Genomic DNA, 13,633 nt, shown 5'->3' with positions numbered 1-13,633 from the left:
AATTAATTTATTTAAAAAAATAATAATAGTAATAGGCAAAAAATTCTCTTATTAATGACATATAATGATGCCTTTTACTATAGTGATGAGAACTTGCAGAACCTAAATTATAAAAGCCTAGCTTATAATACATCAGCTTAATACGTGAAATATGATAATATTGTGATATAATAATTAATTTTCTGTAATTGTTATCTTTCATTATTTTTAATGAATTTTCCACATTTTCTTCAGTATTTAAGGCTTTATTATCCAAAATAATATCAGATAAAAGCACGCCGTGTTCCAATAAGTATTCCTGCATGAGATCAGCTTCACAAAAGTTTTTATTAGCTAAACCTCCGGAAACAATTAATTTTTGAACTTGACCTTCGTTATATAATTTTAAACCAATATTTAGTCTTCGTATTAAAGACATAGGCATAGAACCGTCTGTTTTATTTTTTGTACCAAAAATAACTCCTACGTCTGCATCCCTGATATCTTCTTGGTTCCCATCAATAATTATAGCAATGGTATGAAGAATAAACCACAAGAATAAAAGTATAATTCCTGTAATAATATATTTTATTAATTTTCTGTAATAAGACATATTACAATTTACAATTCCGAGAAATAAAACTTATATATATAATTTTATTAAATTTATTATTTTTTTATAAAAAAAGTTTAAAATTAAATACAAATTTTAGTTAAAATAAGCTTAATTAGTAAATTTTATATTTTATAATAATAAAAGACTGCACCCTCTAATATCAGAATTATCCATTCTTCCTAAAATTTTAAAACCATCCTTGCCTTCATCTTTACCAATATCTTGGGTAGATATAAATGAACAACTATGAATATTTGCCAAGTCTATGATATTGACACCTCCTGATCTATTTGTTTCAACATATTCAAAAGGATCATCCACATCTCGAATTAAAATCTTCATCCAGGGAGGACATTTATAAACATTATTAGATAAAGAATAAGCTTGAGACAATAATTCCGTCATACTGTATTCCGAATAAATTTTATCGGTCTGAAAAGAATTTTTTAATTCTGCTAGCAATTCATCTTTTGTCATTTCTTTTTTTCTTCCCTTCATTCCTCCTGTTTCGATAATTATAGTATTTCTCAATTGTTGAGGATAAGAATTTGCAAAATCTAACAAAGCATAGGAAACACCAAAAAGAATAACTTTCTTATTCTCTTTTTCCAGTCGATTTATAATAACATGTAAATCATCGAAATTATGTAGATAATAACCATTTTCCACCTTTTCCGATTGCTCCATTAAATAATTTACCATATATATAAGTGAAGAATTATTTCTCTCCAAATAAGAAGGAAGCAAACCTAAATATATGTATTCGGAAGGGTCTCCGAAAAAAATTGAAAATGAATTTAAAATACTTTGTTTATAAATATCTTCATTTGCTATATAATGCTTGGATAGGTTTTCGGATGTAGTACCGCTACTTTGAAAATATAAATTCGGTGAGAAATTTTTATCAACTATTGTATTGGTTTTGAAAAATTCAATCGGTAAAAAAGGTATTTGCCGATAATTGAGAATTTTATTACAATCTATAGATAATAAATCAACAAAAGTTCTATAGGGTATATTATTTTTATATTGATACAAAAAAATTTGGATAGCGAGTGAATTAAATTCTTCCTCCGATTTGATTGAAAAAATATCAAAACTTTTCAACATTTGAATATATTTACTTTATATGCAAATTTAATAAGAAGTATTTAAATAATTTTTTAAATATAGGTCGATTTGACAGCATTTTTATTATGGCAATAAAATTGATAAATATCAGTAACCAATAAAGAATTTAACCATGTCAATTCAAAGTGATAACGAAGAAAACGAATTAATTGAAGAAAATAACAATCAAGAAAATTTAAAGGATACTGAAAATATGTCAGAACCTAACAATAACTCTGACTTAACAGAAAAACTTGAAAAAGAAAAAGACAGATATATCCGTTTATTTGCTGAATTTGATAACTATAAAAAACGTGTAATTAAAGAGAGACAGGATCTTCTTAAATACTCGGATAAAGATATTTTAGAATCCTTACTTCCGGTATTGGATGATTTTGATCGCGCAATTACCGAACTTGAAAAAAAGGAGGATGATCTTTCTGTTTTAGAAGGAGTGAAACTTATTTATAATAAGTTGTTCAATACCTTGAAAGATAGAGGATTGACTGTTATTGATGTAAAGGCCGGTGATGATTTTAACATTGATTATCATGAAGCAATTACCCAAGTCCCGTCCCCTGATGAAAGTCTAAAAGGTAAAATTATAGATGTGGTTCAAAAAGGGTACTTATTGCATGAAAAAGTAATTAGATACGCAAAAGTAGTTATTGGAAATTAAGAACTCAAAGAGGTTTATATAAAAAATTATGTCTAAAAGAGATTATTACGAAGTATTGGAGGTTTCTAAGAGTGTAACTGAAGTAGAGTTAAAAAAGGCCTATAGGAAAAAAGCACTCAAATATCACCCGGATAAAAACCCCGGTGATAAAGAAGCTGAAGAAAAATTCAAAGAAGCTGCTGAAGCTTATGAAGTTTTAAGTGATCCTCAAAAAAGAGCAAGGTATGATCAATACGGTCATGCCGGAGTAGGAGGGGCTGCCGGTGGTGGCTTTGGAGGGGGAATGAATATGGAAGATATTTTTTCCCATTTTGGTGATATTTTCGGTAGTGCCTTCGGAGGCGGTTTTGGCGGCTTTTCTTCAAGACCTCAACAAGTTCAAGGCTCCAATTTACGTATCCGTTTATCATTAACTCTTAAAGAAATTATTAACGGTGTTGAAAAAACCGTTAAAGTAAAAAGATTTAAATTAGCTCCGGGAGCTACCTCAAAAAATTGTCCTACCTGTAACGGGACCGGTCAAACGAGAAGAATCATGAATACTCCGTTTGGACAAATGCAAACTCAATCAGTATGTAATACTTGTGGAGGTACCGGTAAAGTTGCGGATCATATACCGCCGGGTGCTAATAATCATGGTTTAATTAAAGTTGAAGAAGAAGTATCCATTAAAATTCCTGCCGGTGTTAGAGAAGGAGTTCAACTGCAAGTTAGAGGAAAAGGAAATGATGCTCCATTTGGAGGAATACCCGGAGATTTAATCGTTGTGATTGAAGAAATTGAGGATGAAAATTTAAAAAGGGAAGGGGATAATCTTCATTATGAACTATATATTTCTGTACCCGAAGCTATTTTAGGTACGAAAAAAGAAATTCCTACGATCACGGGAAAAGTAAAAATTACAGTAGATTCCGGAACTCAATCAGGGAAAATTCTACGATTGAAAGATAAAGGATTGCCTCAAGTTCAAGGATATGGATACGGAGATTTATTTATTCATATCAATGTTTGGACACCTAATCCGAATAAATTAACTAAAGAGCAGAGAGAATTTTTTGAATCTATGTTAGATAATGAACATTTTCATCCTAAACCATCAAAAAATGATAAAACATTTTTTGAAAAGATCAAAGATATGTTCATGTAAAAAATTATCCGGAATTTATATAGAAAAAAATCTTTGAGTATATATGATACTCAAAGATTTTTTTATAGTTAATATACAAAAAGGTACCAACTTTACATTGATACCTTTTCATTAATAATATTTAAAATTATTTATACTATTCAGCTTTTTTCTTAGCAGGTATTTTTTTCGTAGATTTTTTAGTTACACCGGCTTCATCTTTTGTATCACCATTTGATACCTCATTAGTAGCTGTTTTTTGTGAAATGTTACAATCTTCTGAATTTTCTTTTTGGCTATCATTCGAAGCTTTAGCTAGATTGTCTTCATAAGCTTTTACGCTTTCTTCAGTTATGATACCATTTTTAACCAATATATTATACCAAGTAAAAAGCTTTTTAAGATCTGAATTATATACTCTGTCTTCTGCATAATCCGGTTGAGCATCTTTCATTAAAGATCTTAACGTATTGGTATCATTTTTATCAAATTCAATTTCTTTAAATTGATGTTTTTTGGAAATTGAAACTAAAACTGAAATTAATGATACTTCAGAATCTTGAGTATAGATTGAAATGTTTTGCAGTAAACTTACTTGACTATTTGCATTAATAGACAATTTCTTTTGAGCAACTAAATCTTTAACAATGAAACCTCCTTTAGTTTGAGATAATAATTCAAATAAACCGGATTTCCCTGTAATTGCAATGATTTTAGTAAGATCCATATCAATAATGTAATTATATTTTTAATTAATTTCTTTTAAAATTTAATGAGAAGGAAATTTCATTCGGTATTCAGTCTCCACCTTTCCTTTACTAATATTGGCAAGTTTACCTTTTAGTAATTTTTTCTTAAGTGGAGATAATAAGTCTGTAAACAGAATTCCTTCAATATGATCGTATTCATGTTGAATAATACGCGCACGAACATCACCAAAATTTTCAGTTTTTTTATTCCAATTTTGATCAAAATATTCAATTGTAATATTTTCCAATCTTTTAATATCTTCTCGAATATCAGGAATACTTAAACAACCCTCGTTAAACTTCCAAAGTTCACCATCTCTTTTAGTTATTTTCGGATTTATGAAAACTTTCTTACAAAGGGCTAACTCGTCTTTTATGTCAACATAATCCTCATCTTCTGCCAATGGAGAAGCATCAATTACAAATAAACGTATGTTCAATCCTACTTGTGGGGCTGCTAAACCAATTCCATGTGCTTTATACATGGTTTCATACATATTTTCAATTAATTGATCTAAATCGGGATAATCTTTACCGATTTCTACTGTTTTTTTTCTTAAAACAGGTTCTCCATAGCCATAAATAGGTAAAATCATAATTTTATTTTTTCTCTAAATAGGTTTGTAAAATTAAAGTAGCACTTACTTCATCCAATAAATGCTTATTTTCTCTATTTTTTTTATTTTTTCCACTCAAACTAATAAAGTGAGAAGCAATTTTTGAAGTAAATCTCTCATCCACTCTTTCAACCGGGATATTGGGAAAAAGAGAAGTAATCTTCTTGATTAATTTTTGAATTGAAATTTCAACATCTGAAAGTTCTCCGTTTAATCGAACAGGTAAACCGATAATTATTTTTTCAACGGAATTTTCAGCCATATATTTTTCAAGAAATGGAATCAAATTGGAAGTCATAATTCCGGCCAACCCACTGGCAACAATTTGCATATCATCCGTTTCTGCTAATCCGGATCTTTTTTCACCATAATCGATGGCCAGTATTTTTGACATGAAAATAAATATTAGTTTACAGATTAAAAGCTTCTTTAATTTGATCTAAATAATCTAATTTTTCCCAAGTAAATAATTCTACTTCGATTTCTTTTATTTCTGTCTTTCCATTCTCACGATTTCTTATAAATTTTTTTGTAACGATTTCGTTCTTTCTTCCCATGTGGCCATAGGCTGCTGTCTCCGTATATATTGGATTTCTTAATTTCAATCTTTTTTCTATAGCATAAGGTCTTAGATCGAATAATTTTTCAACTTTTAATGCTATATCTCCATCGGACAGGTTAACTTTTGAACTGCCAAAAGTATTAATATAAACACCGCACGGTTCAGTGATACCAATAGCATAAGAAACTTGTACTAAAACTTCATCAGCAACCCCTGCCGCAACTAAATTTTTAGCTATGTGTCTGGTAGCATAGGCAGCAGAACGATCCACCTTAGAAGGATCTTTTCCGGAAAATGCGCCACCGCCATGAGCTCCTTTACCACCATAAGTATCAACAATTATTTTTCTTCCGGTTAATCCGGTGTCTCCATGAGGTCCTCCGATTTCAAATTTTCCGGTTGGATTTATATGGTAAGTGATATTATCATCAAATAATGCTTTTATTTCATCTTTTGATTCTGCCTTAACTTCAGGTATAACAATTGAAATAATGTCCTTGGCAATTTTGTCCAATACAACCTTTTCATCCTCATCGAACATATCATGTTGTGTAGAAAGAACTATCGTGTCAATACGTATCGGCTTATTATTATCGTCGTATTCAATAGTTACTTGAGATTTTGCATCCGGACGAAGATAGGTCATAATTTGACCTTCTTTTCTTATTCGAGCTAACACACGTAAGATGCTATGTGAAATATCTAAAGCCAAAGGCATATAATTATCCGTTTCATTGGTGGCATAGCCGAACATCATCCCTTGGTCACCTGCACCCTGTTCTTCTTTATTCTGTTTATCCACCCCGCGGTTTATATCCTGCGATTGTTCATGCAAAGCGGATAAAATACCACAAGATTCGGCTTCAAATTTATATTCACTTTTCGTATAGCCTATTTTTTTTATAATATCTCTAGTAATATGCTGAACATCAATATATGTGTTGGATTTAATTTCTCCGGCTAATACTACCTGACCGGTAGTAACTAAAGTTTCACAAGCTACCTTAGAATCGGGATCAAATGCTAAAAAATTATCTAATATCGAATCTGAAATCTGATCAGCAACTTTATCTGGATGGCCTTCCGAAACCGATTCGGATGTGAATAAGTAAGGCATATTTTTTGCTTTTATTTTATTATAATCATTGCAAATTTAAGAACATTAATTAATAAATTTACTATATTTCAAAAATTATTATAGAGTTTATGAATTCAAAAAAATGCTTATTACTATCGCTAGCATCTTTATTAACAGTAGCATGTGCAACTAATCCTTTAACCGGAAGAAAATCATTAAATTTTGTATCCAACTCTCAATTATTGCCATCCTCATTTCAGCAATATCAAGAAGTTTTATCTTCCAATAAAATTATTACAGGAACTCCTCAAGCAAGGCAAGTGGAAGAAGTGGGTAACAGAATAAAAAAAGCCGCAGAAGATTATTATAGATCTATTGGGAAGTCTTCAGCTTTAAACGGTTATCAATGGCAATTTGTATTAATTGATGATCCCAAAACGGTTAATGCATGGTGTATGCCCGGAGGAAAAGTGGCTGTATATTCAGGAATTTTACCTATTTGTAAAGACGATACAGGACTAGCTGTTGTCTTGGGACATGAAATTGCCCATGCTCTGGCAGGTCACGGAGCTGAAAAAATTTCACAATCATATATTTCAGAAATCGGTGGACAGGTATTAGGAGGGGTTACCAACAACCAAGCCTTGCGTTCGGCAATTAATCAATATTACCCCGTAGCCAGTGGCATCACTCTTTTACGTTATGGTCGTAAACAAGAATCTGATGCAGATGAAATGGGTTTATATATTATGGCAATGGCAGGATATGATCCTAGACAAGCCCCTTTATTTTGGCAAAGAATGATTGACGCTACCGGAAGTTCCGATACACCTGAATTTCTTTCCACGCACCCGAATCCTCAAAATAGAATTGCTGATATAAATAAAATAATGCCTAAAGCATTACAATACTATCAAGCTTATAAAACTAATTAATTTGAATTAGTCTTTATTGGCATGTAATTTGGCTTTAACTAATGACTTTTAATTTGAAGAGAAGAAACAGATATATTCGAATTGATTACCATATAACCAAAATAGGATCCTAATTCTTTATTTTTGGATATGGTTGTCAATATTTTACCATTCAAAAGGAATTGAATAGAACTTTTGTCTGTTACGATTGAAAAACTATTCTTTTCCTTTTTTTTATATTTTTGAGTTTTTTGTTTAAAATAAATTTGTGATTTTCCTTCTCTTTTGCTCTCGTATGATATAACTACTTCGTTTTCTGCATTAATTCCAAATAGGAGATAATTTTCAGGATATTTTCGATCATCAGCATATAAAATTATACCCGCAACGCCATTAGGATCATAAAAACTATTAATTTGTAATGAAGTAGTATAGGTTATATTTCGATCGGATATTGGAAGGGAGAGCAAAGAATAATTTAAAACATTTTTCAAATCAGCCTTCATCAATAAATGTCCTTTTTCAAATTTAGTATATAGTGCATCTGTAGATATCGTATCCCAGTGATTGGTATTGATATGAAAATCATCGTTCAACAATAGGGACTCTTTTTTACAGGAATTAAAAATTAATAAACTTAAAATAAATAGTAAGCTTTTTTTATAAAAGTTATTACCAATCATAATCTTACATTTTATATCTAGCGGTAGCTATAGTTTTAAGATCAGAAAATTTATTATGTTTATATTTAATGCTTCCAACCACGGCAATCATGGCTGCATTGTCTGTAGTATATTCGAATTTGGGGATAAATGTTTTACAATTTTTTTCTAATTCTAATTTTTTTATCTCTCTCCTTAACTCCGAATTCGCCGAAACACCACCGGCAATTGCTACATTTTTAATTCCCGTAATTTCAATAGCCAACTTTAATTTATCTAACAATGAAGATAGGATTGTTTTTTGGACGGATGCACATATATCTTCAAGATTCTCTTTTATAAAGTCCGGGTTTTTCTGTAGTTCTTTTTGTATGAAATAAAGCACGGAAGTCTTTATACCACTAAAGGAAAATTTGATTCCTTCCAATTTTGGTAAAGGAAATTTAAATTTATATTTATCTCCATTTTGAGAAAGTTTATCAATTGTAGGTCCTGCCGGATATTCAAGTCCCAAAATTTTACCTATCTTATCAAAAGCTTCGCCCGCCGCATCATCCAAAGTTTCTCCCAACACTTCCATATCAAAATAATCATTTACCTGAACAATTTGGGTATGTCCACCACTTACCGTAAGACATAAAAATGGAAATGATATATTTTCTTTAGAATCATCCTCAATAAAATGTGCAAATATATGCCCCTGCATGTGATTAACTTCAATAAGAGGAACGTTCAATGACATAGATAATGATTTAGCAAAACTGGTACCTACTAATAAGGAACCTAATAAACCCGGACCACGGGTAAAAGATATCGCATCAATTGCTTTTTTATTTATATTTGCTAATTGAATTGCTTGATGTACAACGGGTATAATATTTTGTAAATGTGCACGAGAGGCTAATTCCGGAACTACACCGCCATAATTTTGGTGTATTTTTTGGGTAGATACTACATTAGATAGTATTTTTTTACCTTGTATTACAGCTGCTGATGTATCATCACATGACGATTCTATTCCTAAAATAATGGGTGTTTTCATTTATGACAAAGTTACTAATTAAAAAAATATTTTTTAAATCATCCAAGGCAATTCTCTATGCTTTTTGCATTTTATTTTTATTACTTCTATCTTTAATTATTGTTATAAATTTACCTTCTGTAAAAGATAAAATAGCAAAAGAGGCACTTTCTTATTTAAACAAAGAATTTAAAACTTCGATTTCTGCTCAAAGAATTGAAGTTGATTATTTTGGAAATCTTACTTTACATGATGTAATTATTAAAGATCATCATCAGAATAATTTACTAACCGTAAAAGAATTAAAAGGATATTTAAATACCTTATCTCTAATTGAAAATTTGGTAATTAAGCATGTTGATGATATCAAAATTGATCAATTGCGTTTACAAGATCCTGTCATCAAAGTAATTACTTATAAAAATGAAAATCATGATAATTTTTCTATTTTCATAGATAATTTTAACTCAGATAAACCTTCTCAAAAAAAAGATTTTAAATTAAACGGAAGGGTAGATATAATCAATGGTCGATTTTCAATTGTAAATCAAAATTTACCATTAGAAGATCAAGTCTGGTTAGATACTTCTGAATTAAATTTAAAAGCTTCCAGCGTTGATGTTTTTAATTCGGATGTAAGGGTTTTAGTTGAGCAATTTAATTTCAAAGCTAAAAGGCATAAGGAAAATTATACGGTTTACCAATTTTCATCCGATATTCATTATTCAGAAACAGAACTTTCTTTCAAAGACCTTCTTTTTGAATCAGATACCTCATTGTTATTAGGTTCTTTATTTTTTAATCACACCAAAGAAAATGGATTGAGCAACTTTTCTGATCAAGTAGCATGGAATATGGATGTTACCAAAGGAAGTAAAGTATCAGGTAAAGACATACGATATTTTGTAAAAAACTGGGATACTAATTCTATACTTAACATTTCTTCGAAAGTTAATGGTACACTTAATAATTTAACATTAACTAATCCAATCTTATCGGTTAACGGTACTTTTTATTCTTCCCCTAGCTTAGTGTTGAAAAATTTAGTTAGTAATGATCCTTCCCAATCTTTTAATATAGAAACCAAAGAAACGCATCTTCAATCTTCATATGCCTCTCTTAATTCATGGTTACCGAAATTTATTTCTAAGGAAATACCCAAAATTGTATCAGAATTTGGAACTATGAATTATATGGGTTCATTTTTAATTGATAAAAAAGACCTTAGTATAAATGGTAAAATGATTAGCTCTTTAGGTACAGTAATAGCGGATGCTCAATTAAAAGATTACGCTTCCCAAAAACCTAGATATAAAGGAAAATTAGAAACATACCAATTAAATTTAGCTTCTTTTATTAAAACAACAACACTAGGTCCCATATCCGCTAAAATTCAATTTGACGGCAGCGGATTTAATCTGGACCATATGGAAACTAAATTTGATGCAAAACTGAATAGCTTAGTTATTAATGGTAAAACGATTAATGATATTTCAGCTGTGGGTAACTTAAGAGATAAAATTTTTGAAGGTAAAATTATTTCCGATGATAAATACGCTAATTTTGACTTTAATGGTACAATAAATTTCGCTCAAAAATATATTAAAACCAACTTTGATGTAGATATCCAATCATTAAATTTAGGCTATTTTACTTCTCAAGCCGATAAAAATAAATCATTTAAAGGATTTGTTAAAGCAGATATTGAATTCAGCTCCATTGATGATTTAATTGGACAAATCAACATTAATTCAATTTCTCTAGAAGATAATGGTAAAACTACAAATTATAATGATATTCAAATTAAAACAAGTTTTGAAGAAGGAAATCGAAATTTAGATATTTTTTCTCCGAACATGATTACTGCCAATATTTATGGTAAATACAAATTAGAAGATATTCCTGATATGTTACAGAAAGGAATTGGGAACCTGGTAGCTAATTTTAAAACTAATAAACGATTTGACAATCAAGAGTTTTCATTTATTTTGGATATACAAAAGGATTTATTTGATTTATTAATGATGGATGTTAACTTATCCCCGGGAACGACTATTACAGGAAGGTATGTTGGCAATGGGAATAAGTTACAGGCACAAATGATTTCAGAATATATATATTATAAAAATATCAAACTAACCAATCCGAATATATTTTTAAATACAGAAGATACCTTACGACAATTTATGGGATCTTTATCTTCTCTAAATATAGACAATACGAATATTGAAAAAATCAATTTTTCCGGATATAATAAAAATGATTCCCTTTTTGTTTCCACGAATTTTTATCATGGAAAATATAAAGAAAAACAAACTAATTTTGATTTAAATTTATATCAAACTCAAAAAAATAATGATATTATTATTGGATTTAAACCTTCTAATATTAATTTGGCACAAGCAAAATGGAAACTGAATCCTAATTTTAAATCGGATGAAGCCATTGCGAAATATAATTTATTAACTAACAAATTAGTTTTACAAAAAATTGAATTAACATCTGAAAATTCTGAAATTTTATTGTCCGGAGAATATACCACCAAAAACGAATATACTTTTGATCTGAATTTAAAAGATGTTAAATTAGAAAAAATATTACCTCACAGCTTACTTAAAGATATGTCTTTTGAGGGTGTTGCCAATGGATCTGCCAAAGTACTTAAAAATTCAAGTGAACTTAAACCGCTTGTGGATCTTTATATTGATCAATTGAAATTTAATGGTCAAAATTTAGGGAATTTGGCCATGAGAGCAATTTACGATGCTAAAACCAACAGATATTTACTACAAAGTAAATTAGAAGACTCCGGACAAGATCGTTTTTTAGCTGACGGATATATAGCCAATCAAAATGGTAAGCCTTCTCAATTGAATATAGATTTACAAGCCAATCAAATGAACATTGCTCCTATAGGGACTTTTTTACAAAGTATATTCTCAAATTTCAGAGGAACTGCCACCGGAAATGTTCAAATTTCAGGAGATATAACTTCTCCTAAATATCAAGGATCCCTTACAATGTCTAAAGTTGGATTTAAAGTTAACTTTTTAGGGGTTGATTATCAACTTACTAAAGATCAAGATTTACAAATATCTGACGGTATATTTTTATTTGATAATATTGAGTTAATGGATACTCAAAGGAAAACTAAGGGAGTAGTTTTCGGACCTTTAATGACTAAAAATTTTTCCGAATGGGGAATGAACCTAGACTTTACTTCGGATAAACTTTTAGTGTTGAATACTACCATGAAAGAAAATGATCTTTTTTATGGAACTATTTATGCTTCAGGTAATTTTTCCATAACAGGAACTACGGATAAAGGTATTGATATTTCGGCAACTGCCATGGCTCTTGAGGGAAGCAGCCTCACAATAAACAGCAGTAGTACAACTAATGCTACCGACATTCAATTTATCAAATTCATTCCTGAACAACATAAAGAAGGTGATGAAAAAGAAACTAAACCACCTATGGGATTATCCATACGTGCAGATGTTACAGCAGACAATAAATCTGTAGTTAATCTAATTATTAGTCAAGAAACCGGAGATAAAATAGTGGTTCGGGGAGATGCAAAACATCTAAAATTTGATATGTCCAAAGCAGGAGTTATTTCTATGGACGGTACTTACACAATAACCGGTGATAGCAAATATTATTATAATATGTTTGTTAATAAGGATTTTACTATCGTTCCCGGAAGTACTATCCGATGGGAAAATCGTGGTCCTACCGAAGCCGATTTAAATATTCGCGCTTCCTATACCAGATTAGTAAGTAATATTGGCGATTATTTGGGTATATCTACAGTTCCCGCTTCTAATGTAACAGTTTCGGCATTATTAACCGGATATTTATCCAAACCAAGTTTAACTTTTGATATACAAGCAGATGCTTCTTCTTCGGTTCGTGATCAACTCAATACTAAACTAAATAATAATGAAGGGGAAAAATACAATCAAGTAGCCGGAATTGTTGTTTTTGGAAGCTTTTTATCCGATAAGATGGGAGGTAGCAGTTATGCTTCTTCTGCTTATGATGTAGTATTGAAACAATTAACTTCTGCAATAAATAATATAAGTGGAGTATTTTCTCTGGATGCTAATTTTAATGCCGGTTCAAGAGTCGACGATACAAGTGACCGGATCTCTTTAGACCCTACATTTAAAGTGAATCAAAGGTTATCCATAGTTGGATCAGTTAATATGCCTCTGGAACAAAAAAGTGCAGCCGACGTATGGACCTATGGGGCAAAAATTAATTATGACATATCAAAAAACAATGATAAATCGCTAATTATTAATGGTTTTTCAAAACCTTCCACTTTTGGATTGGAAACATCGGTATTATCCACTACAGGGGCAAATAATCAATCGTATGGCGGGGGAATAGTTTACAAAAAATCTTTTAATAAATTCAGTGATTTGTTTAGTAAAAAGAGAAAGAAAAAAGAAATTATAAAGGATAAAAAGGATTCCATTAGTACTCACTAATGGATTCCAAAATTAATTATA

12 protein-coding genes are annotated in these 13,633 nt (G+C 30.3%); 4 read left to right on the top strand and 8 right to left on the bottom strand.

Features of this window, described 5'->3' with window-relative positions:
• Window positions 1–7: 7 nt before the first annotated feature.
• Entirely contained in the window at window positions 8–592 is a 585-nt protein-coding gene (locus J3U20_RS01680) for a YdcF family protein (protein WP_160542130.1), read from the bottom strand.
• Window positions 593–724: 132 nt separating this feature from the next.
• Complete coding sequence (locus J3U20_RS01675; protein ID WP_160542129.1) at window positions 725–1,705, bottom strand: acyl transferase; 981 nt, start codon at window positions 1,703–1,705, stop codon at window positions 725–727.
• Between the two features lie 133 nt (window positions 1,706–1,838).
• On the opposite strand from J3U20_RS01675, the gene J3U20_RS01670 reads away from it, so the two are divergent.
• A complete protein-coding gene (locus tag J3U20_RS01670; protein WP_160542128.1) occupies window positions 1,839–2,384 on the top strand; it encodes a nucleotide exchange factor GrpE in 546 nt (181 codons plus the stop codon).
• 28 nt (window positions 2,385–2,412) lie between these two features.
• Window positions 2,413–3,531 (top strand): molecular chaperone DnaJ, encoded by a 1,119-nt coding sequence (gene dnaJ / locus J3U20_RS01665; RefSeq protein WP_160542127.1) that lies wholly within the window; start codon window positions 2,413–2,415, stop codon window positions 3,529–3,531.
• Window positions 3,532–3,667: 136 nt separating this feature from the next.
• Here the strand turns inward: dnaJ and J3U20_RS01660 are convergent, their stop codons facing one another.
• The 4 genes from J3U20_RS01660 to metK are packed head-to-tail and all read right to left on the bottom strand — an operon-like array spanning window position 3,668 to window position 6,555.
• Window positions 3,668–4,237, bottom strand: coding sequence for a DUF5606 domain-containing protein (locus J3U20_RS01660; protein ID WP_160542126.1), 570 nt, complete (start codon window positions 4,235–4,237; stop codon window positions 3,668–3,670).
• A gap of 42 nt (window positions 4,238–4,279) precedes the next feature.
• A complete protein-coding gene (gene def, locus J3U20_RS01655) occupies window positions 4,280–4,855 on the bottom strand; it encodes a peptide deformylase (RefSeq protein WP_160542125.1) in 576 nt (191 codons plus the stop codon).
• A gap of 4 nt (window positions 4,856–4,859) precedes the next feature.
• Window positions 4,860–5,270, bottom strand: coding sequence for a Holliday junction resolvase RuvX (ruvX, locus tag J3U20_RS01650; protein ID WP_160542124.1), 411 nt, complete (start codon window positions 5,268–5,270; stop codon window positions 4,860–4,862).
• A gap of 16 nt (window positions 5,271–5,286) precedes the next feature.
• A complete protein-coding gene (metK, locus tag J3U20_RS01645; protein WP_160542123.1) occupies window positions 5,287–6,555 on the bottom strand; it encodes a methionine adenosyltransferase in 1,269 nt (422 codons plus the stop codon).
• Between the two features lie 89 nt (window positions 6,556–6,644).
• Here metK and J3U20_RS01640 point away from each other — a divergent pair, with 89 nt between their 5' ends.
• Window positions 6,645–7,451, top strand: coding sequence for a M48 family metallopeptidase (locus J3U20_RS01640; protein WP_160542122.1), 807 nt, complete (start codon window positions 6,645–6,647; stop codon window positions 7,449–7,451).
• A gap of 38 nt (window positions 7,452–7,489) precedes the next feature.
• Here the strand turns inward: J3U20_RS01640 and J3U20_RS01635 are convergent, their stop codons facing one another.
• Both J3U20_RS01635 and tsaD read right to left on the bottom strand, forming a co-directional pair.
• Entirely contained in the window at window positions 7,490–8,113 is a 624-nt protein-coding gene (locus J3U20_RS01635) for a hypothetical protein (protein ID WP_160542121.1), read from the bottom strand.
• A 4-nt stretch (window positions 8,114–8,117) separates the two neighbouring features.
• The gene (gene tsaD / locus J3U20_RS01630) at window positions 8,118–9,134 is read right to left on the bottom strand and encodes a tRNA (adenosine(37)-N6)-threonylcarbamoyltransferase complex transferase subunit TsaD (protein ID WP_160542120.1); all 1,017 of its coding nucleotides are present in this window, start codon (window positions 9,132–9,134) and stop codon (window positions 8,118–8,120) included.
• Window positions 9,135–9,136: 2 nt separating this feature from the next.
• Between tsaD and J3U20_RS01625 the strand changes: the two genes are divergently transcribed.
• Window positions 9,137–13,612 (top strand): translocation/assembly module TamB domain-containing protein, encoded by a 4,476-nt coding sequence (locus J3U20_RS01625; protein ID WP_160542119.1) that lies wholly within the window; start codon window positions 9,137–9,139, stop codon window positions 13,610–13,612.
• The last annotated feature ends 21 nt before the right edge of the window (window positions 13,613–13,633 follow it).

The organism is Apibacter sp. B3919 (assembly GCF_026537405.1).
Classification (GTDB): domain Bacteria; phylum Bacteroidota; class Bacteroidia; order Flavobacteriales; family Weeksellaceae; genus Apibacter.
Note: the sequence above shows the minus strand (reverse complement) of the source record. Positions and strands in the feature narration are given on the sequence as shown.

Excerpts from the sequence above, each read along its gene's own strand:
- J3U20_RS01680 (WP_160542130.1), bottom strand. The coding sequence starts at position 592 with ATGTCTTATTACAGAAAATTAATAAAATATATTATTACAGGAATTATA.
- J3U20_RS01675 (WP_160542129.1), bottom strand. The coding sequence starts at position 1,705 with ATGTTGAAAAGTTTTGATATTTTTTCAATCAAATCGGAGGAAGAATTT.
- J3U20_RS01670 (WP_160542128.1), top strand. The coding sequence starts at position 1,839 with ATGTCAATTCAAAGTGATAACGAAGAAAACGAATTAATTGAAGAAAAT.
- dnaJ (WP_160542127.1), top strand. The coding sequence starts at position 2,413 with ATGTCTAAAAGAGATTATTACGAAGTATTGGAGGTTTCTAAGAGTGTA.
- J3U20_RS01660 (WP_160542126.1), bottom strand. The coding sequence starts at position 4,237 with ATGGATCTTACTAAAATCATTGCAATTACAGGGAAATCCGGTTTATTT.
- def (WP_160542125.1), bottom strand. The coding sequence starts at position 4,855 with ATGATTTTACCTATTTATGGCTATGGAGAACCTGTTTTAAGAAAAAAA.
- ruvX (WP_160542124.1), bottom strand. The coding sequence starts at position 5,270 with ATGTCAAAAATACTGGCCATCGATTATGGTGAAAAAAGATCCGGATTA.
- metK (WP_160542123.1), bottom strand. The coding sequence starts at position 6,555 with ATGCCTTACTTATTCACATCCGAATCGGTTTCGGAAGGCCATCCAGAT.
- J3U20_RS01640 (WP_160542122.1), top strand. The coding sequence starts at position 6,645 with ATGAATTCAAAAAAATGCTTATTACTATCGCTAGCATCTTTATTAACA.
- J3U20_RS01635 (WP_160542121.1), bottom strand. The coding sequence starts at position 8,113 with ATGATTGGTAATAACTTTTATAAAAAAAGCTTACTATTTATTTTAAGT.
- tsaD (WP_160542120.1), bottom strand. The coding sequence starts at position 9,134 with ATGAAAACACCCATTATTTTAGGAATAGAATCGTCATGTGATGATACA.
- J3U20_RS01625 (WP_160542119.1), top strand. The coding sequence starts at position 9,137 with ATGACAAAGTTACTAATTAAAAAAATATTTTTTAAATCATCCAAGGCA.